Raw genomic sequence first — 22,604 nt, 5'->3', positions numbered from 1 at the left:
GTAAACATTCAGTAAACCCCTCCTGTCGGGAAAGGGGTCTTCTTCTACCAACGGCCGCTCCATTGAGAAGGGCTGGCTGTTCATAAACAGGCTATCAAGCAGGAACTCGCTTCGCCGCGGCGGCGATTCGGAATCCATAAGCATGTCCTGCCGAAGTTGTTTCAATTTCCGCTTTTGCCGTCACGGCCGCGGCTCAGGGTCCGCTACACCGTTCGGTATAAGAAAACCCCTTTCCCGGTCCAACCTCAAACGTACGGGGTTTACCGAAATCTTACAAACCATCAATGCAAATGAACCGGAGTCATTGTAATATCATTTCCAAAGCGGCAACAGGAGAGTACGAGGTTTTGCCGATGAGATCAAGTAACCGCCGTGATCAATGTTGATTTTTTTCCTTGTCCGTTTCAGCCGGCCGGATCCGGCGCCATTACCGCGGCATCTCTCTTTTCCCCTTGCGCCCGGCGTCATGCGCTGCTATGTAAGATCTCAGCCTCCAGATCCGGAACGGTCGCTAACGCCCCTGTTTCAGACCCCATTGACCCGAAAAAGAGGGCCATGCAACACTGCGACATCCCCACCATCCCCCTGTCCGGCATCACCCTGATCGAGGCCAGTGCCGGGACCGGCAAGACCTATACCATCTGCGGCCTGGTTCTCCGGCTGCTTCTGGAAAAGGAACTGCCCATTGAACAGATCCTGGTGGTCACCTACACCGAGGCGGCCACCGAGGAGTTGCGCGAAAAGATCCGGACCAGAATCCAGGAGCTTCTACAGGTGTTCAAGGGGTATGAAAACAATGATCCGCTCCTCTGCCGGCTGAGCCGGAACTTTACCGGCGGACCGGAACGGGCCCGGCAACTTCTCACCAGCGCCCTGCGCAACTTCGATCAGGCGGTGATCCATACCATCCACGGCTTCTGCCAGCGGATGCTGGTTGAGTTCGGCCTTGAGAGCGGCGCCCTTTTCGATGCCCGGTTGATCACCAGCGAGGAGGAGCTGATCCGCGAGATTGTCGAGGATTTCTGGCGCCAGCGCTTTTACCCCGGGGGCGGACTTTTTATCGACTTCCTCCGCAACACCAGGCTGCAGCCCGAAACCCTGCTCCGGTTTGTCAGGCCGCACCTGCACCGGTCCTACCAGGAGGTGCTCCCCAACCCCGACCCGGAGATATCGACCCGGCTCGCAGCAGGTGAGGATCGTTTCAAATCCGCCTTTACCGCAATGTGCCGGGCCTGGCCCCGGGCCCGGGAGCAGGTGGCCGAATTTCTGCTCCATCATCCCGGTCTGAACCGGAACCGTTACAGAAAAAACATGGTACCCAACTGGCTGACGGCCATGGACCGGCTGGTGGCAACCGGCCGGCCGGCCCCTGGCCTGTTCTCCGGGTTTGAGAAGTTCACAACCAGCGAGATCAGCCAATCGATGAAATCCAGCCACCCGCCGCTGGCCCACGTCTTTTTCGACCTCTGCCAGGAACTGCGCCTGGCAGACAATGAACTGGCCGATTCCTTCAACCGGACCCTGGTCAGCCTGAAGGCCGAGTTACTTGCCGGACTCCGGCCCGAGCTTGCCCGCCGCAAGGGACTCCGCAACCTTCTCTCCTTTGACGACCTCCTGACCCGGCTGCAACAGGGACTTACCGGTTCGACCGGCCGGGAACTGGCCGGAAGAATCGCCCGCAAATATCCAGCCGGACTGATCGACGAGTTCCAGGATACCGACCCGGTCCAGTATGATATATTCCAGCGGATCTACCAGAACCGCGACCAGGCGCTGCTCTATCTGATCGGCGATCCCAAGCAGGCGATCTACAGTTTCCGGGGCGCGGACGTCTTTACCTATATCGATGCGGCCGCCTCCCTGGCCAGGCCGGAATCCTGCTATACCCTGGCCACCAACTACCGCTCAACTCCCGGACTGATTACCGCGGTAAACGCTATTTTCGCTCGACCCCGGGCCCCTTTTATCCTGAACGAGATCATCTTTAATCCGGTGGCCGCCGGCCAGGCCCGGGATCGCCGGAAAGAACTGCTAATCAACGGACAACCCGCGCCGCCCTTTACCCTCTGGTTCTTCCACCGCGACCAGGAGACCAGCAAACCGATGACCAAGGCCCTGGCCAGGCAACGGCTCCTGCGGGCGATTGGCGATGAAATAGTCCGGCTGCTCAACCTGGGCGCCCAGGGCCGGGCTGAAATCTCCGGGCAGCCGTTGACCCCGGCGGATATCGCCATCCTGGTCCGCACCAACCACGAGGCCCGGCTGGTCCGGAACAGCCTGATCGACCGCCGGGTTCCCTGTGTCCTCCACAGCACGGAAAGCCTGTTCGCTTCCAACGAGGCCTGGGAAATGGCGCTTATCCTCAGGGCCATGGGGACGCCGGCCGACCGGGCCGCACTCCAGGCGGCCCTGGCCACCGAACTGATGGGGATTGCCGGCGAACGCATCCTGGAGATGGCCGAAGGTCATGACCCGGCCGGAGAAGAGTGGTTCGATTGGTTCGTTGCGGCCCGTGAACTCTGGCAACAGAACGGACTGCTGGCCATGTTCCGTTACTTTCTGGCCCAACACCAGCTCCGGGCCCGGCTGCTTGGTTTCCCGGACGGCGAACGGCGGCTGACCAACTTTCTCCATCTGGCCGAGGTGCTGGATCAACTGGCCATTGAAAAGAAACTGGGCATCTCCGGTCTGCTTCACGCCCTGGACCAACGGCTGCGCCAGGATGCCGATGACCAAGAGCACCAGTTACGGCTGGAAAGCGACAGCCGCTGTGTCCGGGTCGTCACCATCCATAAGGCCAAGGGGCTCGAGTATCCGGTGCTCTTCTGCCCCTTTTCCTGGGAAGGGACCAGGGAGAAAGGATCCGAGGCCGCCTTTCATATGTCCGGTGCCGACAACCGTTCCCGGCTGGTTCTGGATCTCGGCTCGTCCCGACTGGAGCAGCACCGGGAACTGGCCGAACAGGAGGAACTGGCGGAAAACCTGCGTCTTTTTTATGTGGCCCTTACCCGGGCCAGAAGTTGCTGCTATCTTGCCTGGGGCGCCTTTAAGGGCGCCGACACCTCGGCGGCCGCCTATCTCCTGCACCAGCCGCCCGGCTCGCCCGGAGAGCCGGACCCGGGAGCAATCGCGGCCCGGGTGCGGGCCGCGACCGACAGCGAGCTGCTGGACGATCTGGACGCGCTTGCGGTTGCAGCGCCGGGGGCGATTTCCCTGGCCGCCCCTCCGGACGGGTCAGGGGAGCAGTATTGCCCGGCACCGATAAAGTCGCGGCAACTCGAGGTGGCCCGCCTTGCCACGCCCCTGGCCGCGGGCCGGAAGATCACCAGTTTTTCCGGGCTGATCGCCGGCCATCACCGGACCGCCGAACCATTGGCGCCGGACCGCCGGACCAGCCCGATTCCGGTTTCCGGAACCCGGCCATCGTTGCGGGATATCTTCTCCTTTCCAGCCGGGACCAGGGCTGGTATCTTTTTCCATTCCCTGCTGGAACAGCTCGACTTCACCCGGCCACCCTTGCCCGAGTCAATCCAGGAGAGCCTGGATCAACACGGCTTTGATCCGGCCTGGGACCGGACGATCATCGCCCTGCTCGACCGGCTCGTCCATCTCCCCTTGCCGGCCACCACCCCGGACGGGACGAAAATACTCACCCTGGCCGGGATCGACCCCAGCGCGCGCCTCAACGAACTGGAGTTCACCTTCCCCCTGTCACCCCTTACCACGGCCCGGCTGGAGCGCGCATTCAAGGATTGCGGCCGGCCGATGCCCGAACTGGACCGACTCGATTTCGCCCCGACCCGGGGCTTTCTCAAGGGATTCATCGACCTGGTTTTCGAGTACCAGGGCCGCTACTACCTGGTGGACTGGAAATCGAACCTCCTGGGCAACCGGATCGAGGCCTATCACCGGGACCAACTGGACCAGGTGATGGCCGGGGAACTCTACACCCTGCAGTATCATCTCTACGGGGTGGCCCTGCACCAGTATCTTAACGCCCGGCTTCCCGGCTATAGCTTTGCCCGCCATTTCGGAGATGTTTTTTATCTCTTCCTCCGGGGAATCGATCCTGACCATGGGGCTGACTACGGAATATTCCAGGACCGGCCAAGGGAGGAGTTGATCAGCCGGCTGGCCGCGGCCCTGGTCCCGGAGCAGGGGGAGCAACAATGAGCCGATCCCGATCACACCCCGGCGCGCAACTTGATCCAGGCCATTTCCACAGCGGTCTTGCCGGACATTTTGCCGGGTTTATCAACCGGTTGGCCACAAAACCAGGGCCGGAACTTGAGCTGGCCGCGGCCCTGGTCAGCATCCGGACCGCGGCCGGCCACATCTGTCTCGACCTGGCCGCTGCGGCCGGCCGGCCGCTCTCCCCGTCAATCACCGGGGCTGATGATCAACAATCGCCGGCCACGATCCGCTGTCCGGAACTGTCCTCCTGGCGGGAACAGCTCCTGCACAGCGGAGTGGTGGGCCGGCCCGGTGAACAGACCCCGCTGATCCTCTCTCCCCAGGACCGGCTTTATCTCCACCGGTTCTGGGAATACGAAAAAACCGTGGCCGACTGGATCCTCGCCCGCAGCCGGGACCGTCTCCCGGTCGATCTTGACAAACTCGCCCGGGACCTGGCCCGGCTCTTCCCGGAATCTTCCTCCCCGGCCGGAATCGACTGGCGGAAAATCGCCGCCATTGTTGCGGTGACCTGCCCCTTTGCCGTGGTCACCGGCGGTCCGGGAACCGGCAAGACCTCCACCGTGGCCCGGATCCTGGCCCTTATCTGCCAGCAGAGTCTGCCATCATTGCCAAAAATTCTCCTGGCCGCGCCCACTGGCAAGGCCGCGGCCCGGCTGCAGGAGGCGATCACCCGGGCCCGGGCCGCCATGGGCAATGATCCGGAGATCATTGCCGCCATACCGGACCGGGCAATGACCATCCACCGGCTGCTCGCCTCCAGGCACGGCATATATCGCTCCAAAGGCGACACCCTGTCCGCCGATCTGGTGGTGGTGGACGAGGCCTCGATGGTGGACCTGCCCTTGATGGCCAGGCTGGTCCGGGCCCTGCCTGCCAAGGGCCGGTTGATTCTCCTGGGCGACCGCGACCAGCTCTCCTCGGTGGAGCCCGGCTCCATCCTGGGCGATATCTGCCACCCGGCCGCGCTCGGGTCGTTCAGCACCGGGTTCCGCGACCTGGTCACCGCCCTGACCAGCAACCGGCTGCCTGAAAACCGGCAGGATCAGGTGGTCGGCCCCCTGGCAGACACCATGGTCGAGCTGCGGAAGAGCTTCCGCTTCCGGGAAAAAAGCGGCATCCGCCGGGTAAGCAGCGCTGTCCGTCACAACGATGCCGATGGCCTTATCAAGGCCCTGCAACAACACGACCTGGCGGACATCAGCTGGCAGCCGGTCCCGGATGCAAGCGAGATGGGCAGGGAACTGGGCCGGCGGCTGGACCGGCAAGGGCTGGATTTTCTCCGCTGCGACTCGCCGGAAGAGGCCTTTGCCGCGCTGGGCCGGTTCCGGATCCTCTGCGCCCTGCGGCACGGTCCATACGGGGTCCTGGCAATCAACGCCCTGGTTGAAAAACACCTTGCCCGGGCCGGACTCATTCCCCGGCCGGACGATTCCGGCAACAGCAGCCCGGCCGGGCCGCATTATTGCGGCCAGCCGCTGATGATCACCAGAAACGACTATAGAACCGGCCTGTTCAACGGCGACACCGGGATCCTGCTTCCAGACCCCGGGAACCGCGACCGGCTGCGGGCCTTTTTCCAGAACCCGGACGGCACGATCCGCACCCTGTCGCCCGGTCATCTGCCCTCCCATGAGACCGTCCATGCGATCACGGTCCATAAGAGTCAGGGTTCGGAATTCGACCGGATCCTGCTGATCCTGCCCCCGGCCATGTCGCCGGTACTCACCCGGGAACTCCTTTATACCGCCCTGACCCGGGCAAAGAACGCGATTGAACTGTGGGCCACGGAAGAGGTGCTCAGGGCGACCATCGCCTCGCCCATCACCAGGGACTCCGGGCTGATGGACGCCCTGTGGGAAGACAGGGGACAGGAAACAGGAAACAGATAACAGGGGGCAGGGGTCACCTGTCAGGCACAAAACAGACCCGGTTGCCGGGTCGGCCGGCAGCAGTATCAGGCACCAGCTCCGGGGCCAGTTCCAGGAGCCGGTCCGCGCTCACCCCGAGTTCCTCGCGCAGATAGCGGCCAGCCGCAAGACCGCGTTGCCGGGCCAGTTCCTTCAACTCCCTGTCCGTCACCGTGGGCGCGGTCTTTTCCCGCTCCGGTTGCAAGGCAATGGGACCGGGCGGACCGATCTCCTCCTGGCCGTATTTTCTGGTGATGGCCTCGGATATCCGCAACTCGGCCTCCAGCCGTTGCCGGGCCGCCTCGCGCTCACGCAGCGCCAGAATCGCCTCCCGGTCCCCGCGTTGGTCGGCAAGGCCCCGGATACCGATGTTCAGCCGGGGCCGTTGACCGAGCAGCCGGGCAAGGTCCCGCAACCCCCGCCGGGCCGGACCGCTGAGCCGGCTCGAACCAAAAGCAAAGAATACCTGCTCAACCGGCTGGCCGTTATCAAAGATCTCCCGCACCAGGGTAAAGGGCGAGACCACGGTCTTGACCACCAGGTTGCGCACCATTCGGGCCAGACTTTTCCGCAACGATATATCCGGGTCGTGCACCGCCCCGGCCACGGGCAGATCAAGCCTGATCACGCCCTCCCGGTCGGTAAGCAGGGCCACGGTAAGGGGCAGGCCGGGGTCGCCGCCGGGTAGTTGTTTGCCAAGCTCGAATCCACGGATCCGCAACGAGTTATCCGCCTTGACCCGGCCCGAGGCCAGGCGGTACCTGGTATCCATGGCCAGCCGTCCCTGGCGCACCTCCCACCCCAGGCGGGCCGCCAGGTTGGCGGCAAACGGGACCAGGTCGAGATCATCCAGCCGGACCAGGCTGGACAGGGCCGGAGATTGATCGAAAAACCCGACAGTCCCGTCCATGAAGAGTGGGGCCTGGTCCGCCACCAGTGCCTGCAAGGAGAACCGGGCCCGGTTATCGGGCCGGCTTTCCAACCCGGTGATCCCGCCGTGCAGGTCGCTGATGGTCAGGTTCAGCTCCGGGTCCATGGTCCGGTCGTCATAAACAAGGGAACCCTGCTCCAGCCGGATATCATCGATACGAAGGCCGGGGGAAGCGGTTTTCCACAAAAAGGGACCAGCCTTCTTTACAAAAAAACCGGTCAGGCTTGACCGGCCCGGCCCGGTCCTGATCCAGGCAAGCCAGGGCCGGTCCACCGTTATCCTGTTAATCCGCAGGAATGCAGGGTCAAGGCCTGCCTCTACCCCCTCGGCAACACCATCCTGCCAGCGCAGCATCTCCTGCCGGCGTTCCCCATCGCCGAACCCGGCCGCGGCTTTCATTCCGCGGATACCGGCGCTGCCGCTGAAAACCATCTCCGGAAAACGGACCGTGCCCGATGCCCGCAGAACGCCGGCCTGGAACTCGGCTTGAAACCAGGGCGCGAGCAACGGCTTAAGCAGGGCCAGTTCCGCCGCCTCCAGGTTGCAGACAAGCTCGGCTGTAAAGGGGTCCGTACGGAGCGGACCGGAAAACCGCAGCCAACCGTTGCCAGCCACCCGGGCGGAGCCATGCAGTTGGCCGTTTTTCTTGCTCCCCCGGCCGCTTGCGCCGGGATCCATGGAATATTCAAGGGATATCTCATCAGCGCTGACAACCGACCCGGTCACCATCTCCACCCGGAGTTCGGCCTGATCCATGGCAAGGTGGTTTACAGAAACATGCCATGCCGGCTCCCTGGAGGGTCCCTGGTCAGCCCTTTTTTTCCAGAACCCGCTGCCCGGCCATTGCCCCCTGGGGTCGCGTTTCAAAAAAAGCATGCCGCCGCGGCCGCGCACCGTGCCCAGACTGACCCGCTGCCCGGCGGGATCAATCTCCGCCCCGCTCACCACCAGGTCCGGCACCCGCAACACCTCGGTCCGGCCGCGGCTCACCACCAGGTCGGCCAGGGTTGCGGTTATCTCCTTAAACGCCGGTCGCAGTGGTGCTTCGACAGACTGCCCGCCTTTATCGGAACCCAAAACCAGCTGTCCGCTCACCCGGGCCCGGCCCCTGCTCACCCGCAGTTCCCGGTTGCCGGCAAAGAGAATGGCGGCCCAGTAGGGCTGCAGGGAACTCAGGTCCAGATCCTGGACAACAAACCCGAGATCCGCGCCCCCTGGAGCGGGAGTCAGCTTGCCGGTCAGGGACAACCGGGCACTGGTACTGTTCCTCGCACTGCCGGCAACAGAGACTGCCCGGTCCGCGCCGGTTCCGGAGGACTCGAGCCGGAGGCTGATCCTGTCCCAGGTGTCGGCAAAACCGTTGGCAACCGCCTGGTCTTTAAAAAGAAGCCGGCCGTCCTCCACCAAGGCCTGTTCCAAGAGAACCCGGGTGGTTGATTCTTCGCCCTTGTTGACAATAATCCCGCCAACCGTGATTGTGCCGTCCTTTTGCCGAGTAACACGCAGTTCCGGGCCGGCAAGGGCCAGTCGTTCGATCCGATAACGGCCGCGCAACGGCGCGGCCGTGATTGTCATGGACCCCCTGTTGATCCGGCCCGCCTCCCGGCCCTGATCATCCTGAAACATTAACCCGCGAAACTCCATCGAACCCGTGACCGCGAGCTGCAGCCCGTTGTCCCCGGCAAAGGAAAAGCGCAGATCCAGATCACAGTCGGCCCGGCCCTGGACCAGGTTCGGCAGGACTCCGGGCCAGAGGTCCTCAAGATAGTCCGGCAGATGGAGATCCTCGGCAGTCAACCGCAGCCGGCGCTCCAATACGCCGTTGGCCGCGGTCCGGCCGGCAAGCTCCACCGGGCTGCCGTCGATCTTGCCGTTGAACCGGAAGGGCAGGCGCTCGGCAACCCGGTAGTCAATGGAAGAGACAGCGGGCAGGACCAGATCGCTCACCTCCAGGGTATGGGCCCTGGAGGTGAGCGGATCATGGTACCGGACAGAACCGTTGTGCACGATGATATTGTTCAGGGAAAACTTCCCGGCGCTGTCACCACCGCGGCCCAGCAGCAGCTTGACCAGGTTTTTTTTCAGGGTCGCGGACAGGAACCGGAACGAATGATCAGCCCCCAGCCTCAGGCAGGGGCGGTCCAACAGCAGTTCCCTGACCACCGGCCCGCGTTTCCACAGGGAGGCCAATTCGAAATCCAGCTCCAGCCGGGCAAAAGTAAACAACGGCTCGCCCTTCCCCCGGGCATCGCCGGCCGCCGGGCCGACCCGTCCCTGTTCCAGCCGGAGGGTCAAATCAAGGGGATTGAAACCAGCCCTGGCCACGGTGACACTCCAGCCCCATTGTTGACCAAGCCGGTCCACCAGCCAGGTCCGGCAGAGGTAAGGCACCAGGAAATAGCCGGCCAGTAGATAGATGGCCGCGCCAACAGCCAGCAGAAGGGCCAATACCCGGACCCGGCCGGACAACACCCCCCTCTGCCGGACCGGGGGCTTTCCGCTTTCAGCCGGGGGTGGAGGGTCGGCAGGGGTAATGGTAATGATATCAAAGGGGTCTTGCTGTTGGCGGGGGTCCATGTTTTTTTCCGTGGTTTCTCCTGGTTATATCGAAATCAATACCACTTCCCTTATTGCATTTCCGCGGCCGGGTCAACCGGAGGAGTCGATCCTGATAATTCCCTGACCCGGCAGGGTTGTCCACTGTTAACCAGTGTCCGTCCAGAAATGAGCAATTTCGTTCAAGATCAAGGATCGCGAAAAAAATAACCGGAGTCATATAAATGATATTACGAGGATTATTTTTTGAGCATGACGCCGAGATTGGGCAAAAGGGCCATTTCCGGATGGGCACTAACCATGGACCTTGAAACCTGGCCCGGCGGTTGCGAAAAAAGTAGTCACCATTACAAAATACCTCTTGTCCTCTCCATGAATAAGTTGTTTATATTATAAAGAGAGTGGGCGGAAAACGCTCTTTTCTTCGCAGAGCGACACCAGAACCAAACCCCTTTTCCTTGAATACCGCGAAATGCTCGACGTGTTCCAATACTTTCGCTGGCAGGATGTGGTTGATATCCTGCTGATGTCGTTCATCATCTACCGGACCATCCTGATCATCAAGGGTACCCGGGCGGTGCAGATGCTCGTCGGCATCGCGGTGTTGATCTTTGTCTATTTCGTGGCCCGGGAGTTGGAGTTGCTCAGCCTCTACTGGCTGCTTCGCACCCTGCTGAGTTCACTGTTCCTGATCATCATCATCGTGTTCCAGCATGACATCCGCCGGGCCCTGACCCAGGTGGGCAAGACCCCCTTTTACAAGATCTCGGACGAGGCGTCCGACCACCTGGCGATCATCGCCTCGGCGGCCCACTACCTGGCCGACCGGCGGCTCGGTGCCCTGATCGTCATTGAGCGGGACACCGGTCTCAGGGACTATATCGACTCAGGCCACCGGGTGGATGCGGTGTTGAGCCGGGAACTGCTGGTCAGCCTGTTCCTGCCCTCCTCACCCCTGCATGACGGCGGGGTGGTGATTGCCGAGGGCCGGATCCAGACCGCCGGCTGTCTCCTGCCGTTGAGCAAGAACCCTTACATCAACAAACGGTACGGCACCAGACACCGGGCCGCCATCGGCCTGTCCGAGGAGACCGATGCGGTGGTGGTGGTGGTCTCCGAGGAAACCCAGGAGATCTCCCTGGTAAAAGAAGGCGAAATCGAGACCATGCCCAACGAGGAAGCGCTGAGAAACAAGCTGACAAACATCTTCATGCCCAACGAGACAACGCAACAGATATGGCAAAGCTGGTTCAACAAATCATCGGCTACCTGAGCACCATTCCCCGGCCCCGGAACTGGGTTCTCAAGCTCCTTTCTTTTTTCTTTGCCCTGTCGCTCTGGTATTTTGTGGTGGGTGAAGACAAGGTGGACATGACCGTATCCATACCGGTGGAGATCGTCAACCTGCCCCGGGACCTGGTAATCGCCAACCAGTTCAAACGACAGCTTGATGTTGCGGTGAGCGGCCAGCGCAGTCTGATCCGCTCCATTGCCTCCCAGCACACCACCCGCTCCATTGATCTGTCCAAGGCCAAGCCGGGCACGGTGGTCATTGAGAACGAGCCCGACTCCATCGACCTCCCCTGGGGGATCAGCGTTCTGCGGATTCAACCACGCACCATTACCCTGCGCCTGGACCGGCTGGTCCAGAAGAAACTAACGATCAAGCCGCAACTGACCGGCAAGCCGGCCCCGGGTTTTGAACTGCTCTCAGTGACCCTGGACCCGGACCATATCTCGGTATCCGGGCCGGAGAATGCGCTGGGCAAGGAAGAGTTCCTCAAGACCCAGGCCATTGATCTCAACGGGCTCAGGGAACCGTCCTCACAGCAGGTCTCCCTGGTCCTTACCCCGGTCCTGGCCGAGTTGCTCGGCGAACCGGTGGTCACCGTGCAACTCGATATCCGGGCGGCCCTGGTGGTCCGGCAGTTCCAGGTCCCGATCTCACTGGGCAATGACCGGAAATACAAAGCGCGGCCCCCCACGGTCACCGTCCGGGCCGAACTTCCCAAGGAGATTGCCTTGAAAGCCGGGGAATCAGGCCCCCTGTTCACCGCCGTGGCCCGCCCCCGGGACCTCGCCGCTGGCCGGACCGCGCTCACGGTGGTTGTCAATATCAGCGATATCTATGGCAAGGACAAGGATAAAATCCGGATCCTGGATATCTCCCCCAAGACCGTTGCCCTGGAAATCGAATCACCCAAAAAACTTAAAATCAGACACCCCCAATAACCGGCATGGCTGGACCGGATGCCAGGCCGCGGCCGCAACCAACAGTAAATATCCGAGCCCGGCGGGCCCGGCCTTGGACGCCCCTTCAAGGGGCCGGTTTGCTGCCGCTCCTCTAAAAAAAACATTGGAGTACTCCATATGCGCGAACTCTTCGGCACCGACGGAATCAGGGGCACGGCCAACATCCACCCGATGACCACTGAGATCGCCATGCAGGTCGGCCGGGCCATTGCCTTTCAGGTCAAGGACATGCGCCACGGTCACCGGATCGTGATCGGTAAGGATACCCGCCTTTCCGGATACATGATAGAAAACGCCCTGGCCGCCGGGATCTGCTCCATGGGAGTGGATATCCTCCTGGTCGGGCCGCTGCCCACCCCGGGGATCGCCTTTATCACCACCAGCATGCGCGCCGCCGCCGGGGTGGTGATCTCTGCCTCCCACAACCCCTTTCAGGACAACGGGATCAAGATCTTTTCCAATAACGGCTTCAAGCTGGCCGATGAAAAGGAACACGAGATCGAGGAGTTGATCTTTTCCCAGAAGATGGAGGCCCTGCGGCCGACAGCCGAGGAGATCGGCCGGGCGACCCGGATCGATGACGCCAAGGGGCGCTATATCGTGTTTCTCAAAAACACCTTTCCCAGGCGTTACACCCTGGACGATCTGCACATCGTGCTCGACTGCGCCCACGGCGCCACCTACGGCGTGGCCCCCCTGGTCTTCCGGGAACTGGGCGCCAAGGTCACCACCATCGGGGCCGAGCCGGACGGGCTCAACATCAACCACCAGTGCGGCGCCCTTTACCCGCAGCGGATGCAGGAAACGATTCGCCGGACCGGCGCCGACCTGGGCATTGCCCTGGACGGTGACGGCGACCGGGTGATCATGGCCGATGAAAAGGGCGACCTGGTCGACGGCGACCGGATCATGGCCATCTGCGCCCGGGACATGATCTCCCGCGATAAACTTAATAAGAAAACCCTGGTGGCCACGGTGATGAGCAACCTGGGGCTGGAAAAGGCCATGGAGCGGATGGGCGGTTCAATGGTCCGGACCAGGGTCGGCGACCGCTACGTGGTCGAGGAGATGCGCCGGAACGACTATAATTTCGGCGGCGAACAGTCCGGCCATCTGATCTTTCTCAAACACAACACCACCGGCGACGGCACCCTGGCCGGACTGCAACTCCTGGTGAGCATGGTCAAGCAGCAGAAGCCGCTGTCCGAGCTGGCAACGATCATGGAGCCCTTCCCCCAGGTACTCAAAAACGTGCGCATCGCCGCCGGGCTCACCGTGGAAAACATTCCGGGATTTGTCAGACAGCAGGCCGCCATGGCGGAAAAACTGGGCCGCACGGGCCGGATCCTGGTCCGTCCATCCGGCACCGAACCGGTGATCCGGGTGATGGTGGAGGGCGAGGACCAGGCCCTGATCAACGCCATGGCCCATGAACTCTGCGACCTGGTCAGCGCGGCCGACCGGGTATGAAAATGATTGTTAACAGGTAAGGTTTCGGTAAACCCCGTACGTTTGAGATTGGACCGGGAAAGGGGTTTTCTTATACCGAACGGTGTAGCGGACCCTGAGCCGCAGCCGTGACGGCAAAAGCGGAATTTGAAACAACTTCGGCAGGATATGCTTATGGGTTCCGAATCGCCGTTGCGGCGAAGCGAGTTCCTGCTTGATAGCCTGTTTATGAACAGCCGGCCCTTCTCAATGGAGCGGCCGTTGGTAGAAGAAAACCCCTTTCCCGATAGGAGGGGGTTTACTGAATGTTTACGTTAACAGTACGCCTGAACCGGAAAATTCTTATATTACCAGACCATGACCCGCCGCCCGCGCGCCGAAAAGAAGATCATAATCATTATCCTGGCCCTGCTCCTCCTTGTTTCAGCCCCGGTTGACGGCCGGGCCAAAGAATTTTCCGCTCTCAGCGATGTACTGTCCCTTATCCGGAACGATTATCTACTGCCCGTTGACAACTGGACCCTGGCCCGGGGGGCGGCCCGGGGACTTCAGGATTTCCTGGGCAAGGAGAAAGTTTCGATCAGGGCCGACCAGGCAACGCTGTTGATCGGTTTTTCGCCGGGCGCGGAGATTGCCATCTCCAGGAAGGAGATAATCGATAACGACCGGGCATTATTCGAGCGACTCTCCTCCATGCTGGCAACCTCCCTTGACAGCTTCCCCAACAGATCGGCCGAGGATGTCACCTCCGGAGCGATCCACGGCATGGTCAACACCCTGGACTGCCATTCATCCTTTATCCCCCCGGAGATCTACCGGCAACTCCGCTCTGAAAAAAACGGGACATTCAGTGGAACAGGAATCGTGATCTCCATTGACCACGGGGCGGTCACCGTTGTTGCCCCGGTCCCGGGCACAGCCGCCGCTCGCCTGGGAATCAAGGCCCATGACCGGATCCTGGCGATCCAGAACCGCTCCACCCGGGGCATGGACCTGATGGAGGCCATCGCCATGATCCGGGGTCCGGCGGGAACCAGGGTGCATCTGTCGATCCTGGGCCAGTCCATGCGCCGGCCCAGGGACTACACCATCACCAGACAGGTGATCCCCCGCAAGAGCGTGAGCGTCCGGCAACTGGACTCGGGATACGGCTATGTCCGGATATCGAGATTTATCAACAATACCGGTCGCGACACATTCCTGGCCCTCAGAGACCTTGCCCGGTCCGGTACCAGGGGACTGATCCTTGATCTCAGAAACAATCCCGGCGGGCTGCTGGACCAGGCGATCAAGGTCTCGGAGCTGTTCCTCGACCAGGGAATCATCGTGTCGACCAGGGGCAGGATCAGCAACAGGAACGTCATCTACCGGGCAAAACCGAAGGTGCGCTACTCCGGGTTCACCTTCCCGGTCATCGTCCTGGTCAACCAGGGCAGCGCCAGCGGCACCGAGGTGGTGGCCGCCGCATTGCAGGACAACAAAAGGGCCCTGGTCATCGGCGCCCGGACCTTTGGCAAGGGATCGATACAGACGATTTTTCCATTACCGGGCGGGGCCGCGCTCCGGCTTTCCACCTCGGAGTTCCATACCCCGCGGGGAGCGGCGATCCAGCAGACAGGCATCTGTCCCGATCTGCTGGTTAAACAGCGGGCCGGCCACGATATCTTCACCCGCGAAGAGGACCTGGCCAACCCCTTGCCGGCCCTGGCCGGCATCGGTCCGGTATGTTCCGGCCCGATGGAAGTCTTTATCAACGCGGATACCGATCAGCAGTACATCGACCTGGCCCTGAAGATCTTCAAGCGGGCCGGGCCGGGCGACTATCCATCCCTGGTCAGCGCGGCCCGGAAACTTGCCAGGGAATCAACCCCGCCGACAGGTCATGGCCACCAATAACTATTAACTTTTCCACTGTCCTTTCTAACACTATCCATTCCGATACCTCTTTTCCAGGTACTGATAGGCCTCGTTCAACTCCTTCATCTTCTCTTCAGCCACCTGGCGGAACTCCTCGCCGAGATGACTCACCTTGTCCGGGTGATACTGCATGCTCAGCTTGCGGTAGGCGACCTTGATCTCCTCAAAGCCGACCCCCGGTTCCAGGCCCAGGACCTGGTAATAATGCCCTTCACTCCGCCCCCCCGGCGCAGCGGCCGGGCCGTAGCCGCCCACGAACCTGTTCTCGATCACCCGCAGATCATAGGGTGAGATCTCCAGAAACCCGGCAATATCGCGGGCAAGCTTCAGTTCGCTCTCCGGCACCATCGACTTGGTATAGAGAACCTGAAAGATCAACTCCAGCAGGATAAGCCGCGGCTCATAGGCGAACTGCTGCTTGAACTCGGCCAGCAGGGCATCAAGGCTTGCCGTGGAGGCGCGGGCCTCCCGGACCAGTTCCTTGATCCAGTACATCTGGCTCTGGGAATAGCGGAGGTTGTGCCGGAAAAAACGGTGGATGGTCTCGATCTCGGCCGGGGATACCACCCCGTCCATCCGGGCGATCCAGACCAGGACATGCACCAGCAGATGGACAAAGGTGTTGTGGGACTCGGTCTGGGACCTCTGGTAGGCGCTGATCTGCCGCTTGATGTAATAAGAAAAACCCCAGAAGGCGGCAATGACCGCCAGGATAAAAAAGAGTACCGACATGGCGATAAAGCCAAGAAACTGGATCAGCATCGGCGCGCCGCCGGCCAGAAAAACAAGCAACAGGAGGAGCAGCAGACAGCCGCCGCAACCCGGTTGCTCGTGTCGTCTATATTCCATTGTCCCTCAATCCCCGGCCGCTCCGATCCGGGCGGTCTCCAGTTGTTTCCCATTGTGGTTGCCGGCAAACAGGGCGCTGACAAACTCCTCCGGCTCGAAATCGCGCAGATCCTCCAACTGCTCGCCGATGCCGATGAAGCGGATGGGGATATCGAACTCATGGGAGATATTGACCACGATCCCGCCCTTGGCCGTGCCGTCCAGTTTGGTCAGGACTATCCCGGTGACGCCCACCGTCTCGTCAAAGAGCCGGGCCTGGGAGATGCTGTTCTGACCGGTGGTGGCGTCCAGGACCAGCAGCACCTCGTGGGGGGCGCCCTTGATCTTCTTGTCCATCACCCGCTTGATCTTTTTCAGTTCCTCCATCAGGTTGACCTTGGTGTGAAGCCGGCCGGCGGTATCGATGATGATCACGTCAAAATCCCGGGTCCGGGCATAGTCCAGCGCATCGTAGACAACCGACGAAGGATCAACACCGTCCTGCCGGGCCACCACCTTGACCTTGCTGCGCTCGCCCCAGATCTTCAACTGCTCGCTGGCCGCGGCCCTGAAGGTATCGCCGGCCACCAGCAGCACCGCCTGGCCGGACTGGACGAACTTATGGGTAAGCTTGCCGATGGTGGTGGTCTTGCCCACCCCGTTGACCCCCACCACCATGATGACAAAGGGCCCGGACTCGGGCATCACCAGTTCGGAGTTCTGCCCGGTCCGGCGGAGATAGTAAAGAAGCCGTTCCTGCAGGGCCTGCCGGAGCGCCCGGGGATCGGTAAGCTGATCCCGCTTGACCTGGTTGCGGACATGATCGAGGAGGTCCATGGTGGTTCCCACTCCCAGGTCGGAGGTAATCAGGATTTCCTCCAACTCGTCGAACAGTTCCTGGTCGATCTGCCGTCGGCCGAGAAAAAGATGGTCCATCCTGGCAATCAGGGAGCCCCTGGTCCTGCCAAGCCGCTCCCGCAACCGCTGGAACACCCCTTTCCCGGGGACCGGTTCCGGTTCGACAACAGGTTCAGGCTCGGGCGCGGATTCAGCCACCGCCTCGGATTCAGGGACCGGCGTCGGTTCGGATATCGGTTCAGGCCCGGCCGGCTCCTCGGCTGCATCTTCCCGCGACACGGCCTCTTCGGCCGCGGGTTCCGCGACCAAGGCCGGCTCGTCCTCTTTCTTCTTGCCCAGTTTTTTCTTAAACCAACTCAGCATCTATTCCTCTCTCCGTAAAGCATGTCCGGTGTCAGACCCGCAACCGGCATGGGTATTGATTAAACCGATCGCGGCCGAACGGCCGGCACCCCTTATAACCCACCGAGCCAGGCAAAACCGGCCATCAGGAAAAACAGGGACTCCAGGGCCAGTTCAAGCTTGGGCCCCTGGGCCACCCTTTCTTTTTCATATAAATAAACCAGCCCGATCAGATAAAAAACAGGGGGCAGCAGCCAGTAGCCCAGCGGCGTGATCCAGCCGAACCAGGGAAAGACCAGCAACAGCGTAACCAGCAACCCGATAAACAGGTGGAGAATGATCATGGTCTTCCGCTCACCGATACATACCGGCAGGGTCTCCTTGCCCATCACCCGGTCGGCCTGCACCTCAAAGACATCAAACAGGGCATTGCGGACAAAAACGAGCAAAAAAACAAAAACAAAGGCCCCGGCAGTCATCCGGTCCGGTTGCCGGCCATCGGTCCACGCCGGGACCAGGGCAGTGACAAAGGCCCAGGCCAGCGCCACCAGAAAGGTCTTGGAGCCGGGGATCTCCTTGAGTCGCCGGACCCGGAGCAACGGCTGCATGGCCGCCGGGATAAAGCGGACGCTGTAAAGCACCCCGAATACACTCATCACGATCAGAAGCAGAAACGGCAACTGCCCCAGCCCCCGGGCCAGAGTCAGGGCCAGGACCAGGGCCAGGGCCGAGGCCATCAACAACGGCCAGCCGAAACGATGATAAAAAAATGCCCGGATCGGGTCATTGAACTCCCTGGACTTCTGGTTCATGAAGCGATTGAGGTTGTGCATGGCAAAGAGGTAGCCGAAACTGATCAGAAAATGGGAGGGCCGGGGCTCGATCCCCTGGAGCAGAACACTGGCATAGGCCAGGAACCCGCCGCCCACGGCCACGTAAAAATTGGTCACCAGCAGCAGCCAGAAGAACCGGTACAGCCCGATCCGGAACACTCCCTCGCCTTGACCGGGGATCGCCTCCAGAAAGCGGACCACCCGGTTGATCATCCAGGTGGGGGTGGAGGCCCCGGCAGTGATTCCGACGCAATCGTATTGACTGAGCGCCACACGGTCCAGTTCCTCTTCCGTTTCCACGGTAAAGGCCCGGCAGCCCATCCCCTCGACGATCTCGGCCAGCCGCCGGGTGTTGGCGCTGTTGCGGCCGCCCACCACCACGATGGCCCTGACCTTGGCGCAGAGTTCGCGTACCTCGCCCTGGCGCTGATGGGTGGAATCGCAGATGGTTTTAAAGACCTCGCCGTTGGGGAACCGCTCGAGAATCTGCTCGCTCAATGCAGCAAATACGGTGGGGTCCTGGGTGGTCTGGCTGACAATGATATAGGGACCGGTCAGAGTCAAACCGTTGATATCCGCCCGGCAGCTGATCACATGGCCGGCCGCCCCGGCATAGCCGATCAGCCCTTCCACCTCGGCATGGTTGCGGTCGCCGATGATCACCGTGCCATAGCCCTGGCGGCGATACTTCTTGATGATCACCTGCACCTTTACCACATGGGGGCAGGTGGCGTCCTTGACCCGGGCGCCGATCGCCTGGAGTTTCTTTTTCTGCTCGGGCGGCACCCCGTGGGCCCGGATGACCACGGTGCCGGACTGCTGTTCCGGAATATCCTTAAGAATCCGGACCCCGCGTTCCTCCAGCAGGCCCAACACCTGCGGGTTATGGATCAACGGACCAAAGGTGGCCACGCTGCCCGGCTCATGGTTGATGACATCCAGGGTGGTTTCCACCGCCCGGCGCACCCCCATGCAGAAACCGGCATTTTTGGCAAGAATGACTTTCATGGATAACCGATAAACTTTCTTCCGATCTAACTGAATCAACGGCACTGACTGCGTACAGGCCACATCTTATAATATAAAAATCGTGAAATGAAAACATATCACCGCGTTACACCTTCACTGTCTTCAGCCTGAGCGCATTGGCGATAACCGACACAGAGCTGAAACTCATGGCTGCCGCAGCAATAATCGGACTTAACAACACCCCGAAAACCGGATACAATACTCCGGCCGCCACCGGCACCCCCAGCGAGTTATAGATAAAGGCGAAAAACAGGTTCTGCTTGATATTGTTCATGGTGACCCGGCTGAGTCGGCGGGCCCGGACAATGCCGATGAGATCGCCTTTGACCAGGGTGACCCCGGCGGACTCCATGGCCACGTCGGTGCCGGTGCCCATGGCAATGCCGACCTGGGCCTGGGCCAGGGCCGGAGCATCATTGATGCCGTCGCCGGCCATGGCCACTATGTCGCCTTTTTCCTGAAACTCCTTGACCACATTGGCCTTTTCATCGGGCAGCACCTCGGCCACCACCCCGTCGATGTCGAGCTTTGCAGCCACTGCCTCGGCCGTGGCCTTGTTATCGCCGGTCAGCATGATGATCCGGATGTTTTCCCGGTGCAATTGCCTGACCGCCTCGGGGGTTGTCTCCTTGATCGGGTCGGCAACCGCCACCAGACCGGCAACCGAGTTGTCCCTTGCCACAAACATGACGGTCTTGCCCTCACCCCGCATCTGTTCGGCAAGGTCGGCCAGTTCACCGGGATCGATGGAAAAGTCATCAAGCAGTTTTTTATTGCCGAGCAGTATCTTTTTATCATCCATCAGCCCGGCAACACCCTTGCCGGTAATGGAGGAGAAATCCGTTACCGCGCCGGCCCTGACCCCCCTTTGGCCGGCGCCCTCGACAATGGCGGCTGCCAGCGGATGCTCGCTGCCCTTTTCCAGGGAAGCGGCAAGTTTCAGCAGTTCCTTTTCAGTAAAACCAACGGCCGGTACCACATCGGTCAATTTCGGCCTGCCCTCGGTCAGGGTGCCGGTCTTGTCCACCACCAGGGTATTGACCTTGCGCAGGATTTCAATGGCCTCGGCATTCCTGAAAAGCACCCCCATGGTGGCGCCCTTGCCAGTGGCGACCATGATCGACATGGGCGTGGCCAGTCCCAGGGCGCAGGGGCAGGCAATGATCAATACCGAGACCGCGGCGATAAGCGCATGGGTAAGCCGCGGCTCCGGCCCGACCAGCAGCCAGACGACAAAGGTAAGCGCGGCAATGGCGATAACCGCGGGCACGAAATAGCTGGAAACGATATCAGCCAGCTTCTGGATGGGGGCCCGGCTCCGCTGGGCCGCGGCCACCATCTGGACGATCCGGGCAAGCAGGGTCTCTGAACCGACCTTGTCGGCCAGCATAATAAGGGATCCGGTGCCGTTCACCGTGGCCCCGACCACCGGATCGCCGGGACCTTTTTCAACCGGGATCGGCTCGCCCGAGATCATCGACTCATCCACGCTGCTGGCTCCCTCGACCACAATGCCGTCAACCGGGATCTTCTCGCCGGGCCTGACCCGGAGACGGTCGCCCTTCCGGACGTGTTCCAGGGGAATATCCGCTTCGGTATCATCGTCGTTTATCTTGCGCGCGGTTTTGGGCGCCAGCCCGAGCAAGGCCTTGATGGCCGCACCGGTCTGGCTGCGGGCCCTCAGTTCCAGCACCTGGCCCAGAAGGATCAGGGTGACGATCACCGCCGCCGCCTCGAAGTAGACACCCACCGTGCCGTCGGGCCCGCGCATGGCGGCCGGGAAAAGATCGGGGAAATACACGGCAACCAGGCTATAGATATAGGCCATTGAAACGCCGAGCCCGATCAGGGTGAACATATTCAGGCTCCGGTTGATCACCGACTGCCAGGCGCGGACGTAAAACGGCCAGCCACCCCAGATTACCACCGGGGTGGCCAGAATCAGTTCGAGCCATTCATAGGTCCTGGCCGAGGCAAGGGTATCAAGCACCCCCAGCCCCGGAATCATGGTCCGCATGGCGATCAGTACCAGGGGCACGGACAGTATTCCGGCCACCACAAAACGGTTTTTCATGTCCGCGTATTCCGGGTTTGCCTCCTGCTCGTCAACCGCCACGTCCCGGGGTTCCAGGGCCATGCCGCATTTAGGGCAATTATCCGGCCCCGGCCGCACGATTTCCGGATGCATGGGGCAGGTATATTCGGTGCGGGAGGCCGGAATCACCGGGGTCATCGGCTCCAGGGCCATGCCGCATTTAGGGCAGGCGCCCGGCTGGTCCCGGATAATTTCAGGGTCCATGGGGCAGGTGTAGGTCTGGGCTTGAGATGTGGAATTCGGGGTTTCGGAATGGCTGCCCGGGCCCGCTGGCTTGCCTGGCAATGGTCCGGTATCATGACCACCGGGGGTGAAGGAACCGGGATCGTTTTTAAATTTCGTCAGGCAGTGGTCACTGCAGAAATAATAGGTCCTGCCGTTATGATCATATGGCTGATAAGCATCCGGATCATCCGTGGTCATGCCGCAGACCGGGTCTCGATATTCAGACCCGTCATCCGGGTCCGGATGACAACAACTTCCTGTTCTGGAATCGTGATCTGTATCCATGACTTCCCTCCTTAACGGTTATCCTTTTAAATGTTTTTCAACAAACCGCCGCACTGCCTCGGCGGTGATGAATCCGACCAGTATAATGAACTATAAACATTGGACCATGGTCCGGGGTCAATGGTTTTATTTTTTTCCTGAATCCGTGAACGTTCGCGAATGGTGCGGATCCAAGGCGGCAACGATGTTGATTATCATGGTGTGATATCAACGAGTTGCCAATGCGGCAGCTGCGCCGTTATCAGGCGGGCCGCCGGGCGGCGCGGTGAAGACCAGCAAATGCGCCTGTTTGACAATAATGCAATAAATTCCAGATATTGCATGGGATATCAACTCAAGCCGTCACGGATTCAGGTTTTTATTTGCCCATGCCGGGCTCCCGGCCATTGACTCTGCTGGAGAACGGCTGTTATTGATAAACCCGTAACAGTTGATTATTCTCACCGGGATCGGCCGTATTGTTAGCCGCCCCCCTCCCCCAATGCGCCTTTCTGATCAGTGCGTAATAAGAAGAGGTATGAACAATGCCGCAAACCGTTTCCCTGCTGAAAGGGCATGAGATTATCAAGGTCAAGTCCTGGGGACTGGTGACCGAGGCCATGCTGGTGGAAACCAGGGACAAGATTGAACGGCTGCACCAGGAATACGGCTGCACCATGGTCCTTGTGGATGCCCGGCAACAGAGTTCTCTCCCTGGCGAAAGATTCATTTTCATGTTCGGCAAGACCATTGATTTCACCTTCTCCCGGGATATTAAATGGGGAGTAGTAATCTCGGATGAGACCAACGAAAAAATACTTTTGCTGAAAGAAACCGTCGAAAATACGGGCGTACCCATAAAATCTTTCCACACAATCGAGGACTGCATTGCCTGGCTCAGGGAATAACGGGCAACAGCG

General features: G+C 60.8%; 12 protein-coding genes and 2 pseudogenes. 8 read left to right on the top strand and 6 right to left on the bottom strand.

From position 1 onward, the window contains the following. Positions 1 to 555 precede the first annotated feature (555 nt). Positions 556 to 4,173: an exodeoxyribonuclease V subunit beta gene (gene recB, locus L3J03_03205; protein ID MCF6289995.1), complete on the top strand. Its 3,618-nt coding sequence runs from the start codon at positions 556 to 558 to the stop codon at positions 4,171 to 4,173. Then, on the top strand, positions 4,170 to 6,086 hold the full coding sequence (recD, locus tag L3J03_03200) for an exodeoxyribonuclease V subunit alpha (GenBank protein MCF6289994.1): 1,917 nt from the start codon (positions 4,170 to 4,172) through the stop codon (positions 6,084 to 6,086). Before recB ends, recD begins: the two co-directional genes overlap by 4 nt. Before the next feature lie 13 nt (positions 6,087 to 6,099). Here the strand turns inward: recD and L3J03_03195 are convergent, their stop codons facing one another. Next, positions 6,100 to 9,612 carry a DUF748 domain-containing protein gene (locus L3J03_03195; protein ID MCF6289993.1) on the bottom strand — a complete coding sequence of 1,171 codons (3,513 nt, stop codon included), beginning with the start codon at positions 9,610 to 9,612 and terminating at the stop codon, positions 6,100 to 6,102. A 451-nt stretch (positions 9,613 to 10,063) separates the two neighbouring features. Here L3J03_03195 and cdaA point away from each other — a divergent pair, with 451 nt between their 5' ends. From cdaA to L3J03_03170, 5 genes are all read left to right on the top strand, one after another. Further along, positions 10,064 to 10,864, top strand: a complete 801-nt coding sequence (gene cdaA / locus L3J03_03190) for a diadenylate cyclase CdaA (GenBank protein ID MCF6289992.1) — start codon at positions 10,064 to 10,066, stop codon at positions 10,862 to 10,864. Then, positions 10,828 to 11,823, top strand: a complete 996-nt coding sequence (locus L3J03_03185) for a hypothetical protein (GenBank protein MCF6289991.1) — start codon at positions 10,828 to 10,830, stop codon at positions 11,821 to 11,823. The genes cdaA and L3J03_03185 overlap by 37 nt, the downstream gene beginning before the upstream one ends. 138 nt (positions 11,824 to 11,961) lie before the next feature. Continuing rightward, positions 11,962 to 13,314 (top strand): phosphoglucosamine mutase, encoded by a 1,353-nt coding sequence (gene glmM, locus L3J03_03180; GenBank protein MCF6289990.1) that lies wholly within the window; start codon positions 11,962 to 11,964, stop codon positions 13,312 to 13,314. Positions 13,315 to 13,467: 153 nt separating this feature from the next. Beyond that, positions 13,468 to 13,611 carry a hypothetical protein gene (locus L3J03_03175; GenBank protein MCF6289989.1) on the top strand — a complete coding sequence of 48 codons (144 nt, stop codon included), beginning with the start codon at positions 13,468 to 13,470 and terminating at the stop codon, positions 13,609 to 13,611. 39 nt (positions 13,612 to 13,650) lie between these two features. Next, positions 13,651 to 15,189 carry a S41 family peptidase gene (locus L3J03_03170; protein ID MCF6289988.1) on the top strand — a complete coding sequence of 513 codons (1,539 nt, stop codon included), beginning with the start codon at positions 13,651 to 13,653 and terminating at the stop codon, positions 15,187 to 15,189. Positions 15,190 to 15,252: 63 nt separating this feature from the next. Here L3J03_03170 and L3J03_03165 read toward each other — a convergent pair. From L3J03_03165 to L3J03_03145, 5 genes and pseudogenes are all read right to left on the bottom strand, one after another. After that, positions 15,253 to 15,402, bottom strand: a pseudogene (locus L3J03_03165) (J domain-containing protein). 141 nt (positions 15,403 to 15,543) lie between these two features. After that, positions 15,544 to 15,786 (bottom strand): annotated as a pseudogene (locus tag L3J03_03160) (TerB family tellurite resistance protein). A 279-nt stretch (positions 15,787 to 16,065) separates the two neighbouring features. Beyond that, entirely contained in the window at positions 16,066 to 17,259 is a 1,194-nt protein-coding gene (gene ftsY, locus L3J03_03155) for a signal recognition particle-docking protein FtsY (GenBank protein MCF6289987.1), read from the bottom strand. Positions 17,260 to 17,351: 92 nt separating this feature from the next. After that, entirely contained in the window at positions 17,352 to 19,079 is a 1,728-nt protein-coding gene (gene ispH / locus L3J03_03150; GenBank protein MCF6289986.1) for a 4-hydroxy-3-methylbut-2-enyl diphosphate reductase, read from the bottom strand. A 106-nt stretch (positions 19,080 to 19,185) separates the two neighbouring features. After that, positions 19,186 to 21,705, bottom strand: a complete 2,520-nt coding sequence (locus tag L3J03_03145) for a heavy metal translocating P-type ATPase (GenBank protein ID MCF6289985.1) — start codon at positions 21,703 to 21,705, stop codon at positions 19,186 to 19,188. A 524-nt stretch (positions 21,706 to 22,229) separates the two neighbouring features. On the opposite strand from L3J03_03145, the gene L3J03_03140 reads away from it, so the two are divergent. Then, entirely contained in the window at positions 22,230 to 22,592 is a 363-nt protein-coding gene (locus L3J03_03140) for a hypothetical protein (GenBank protein ID MCF6289984.1), read from the top strand. Positions 22,593 to 22,604: the final 12 nt, after the last annotated feature.

Source organism: Desulfobacterales bacterium, assembly GCA_021647905.1.
Classification (GTDB): Bacteria; Desulfobacterota; Desulfobulbia; order Desulfobulbales; family BM004; genus JAKITW01.
This window is presented reverse-complemented; position numbering and strand designations above follow the sequence as displayed.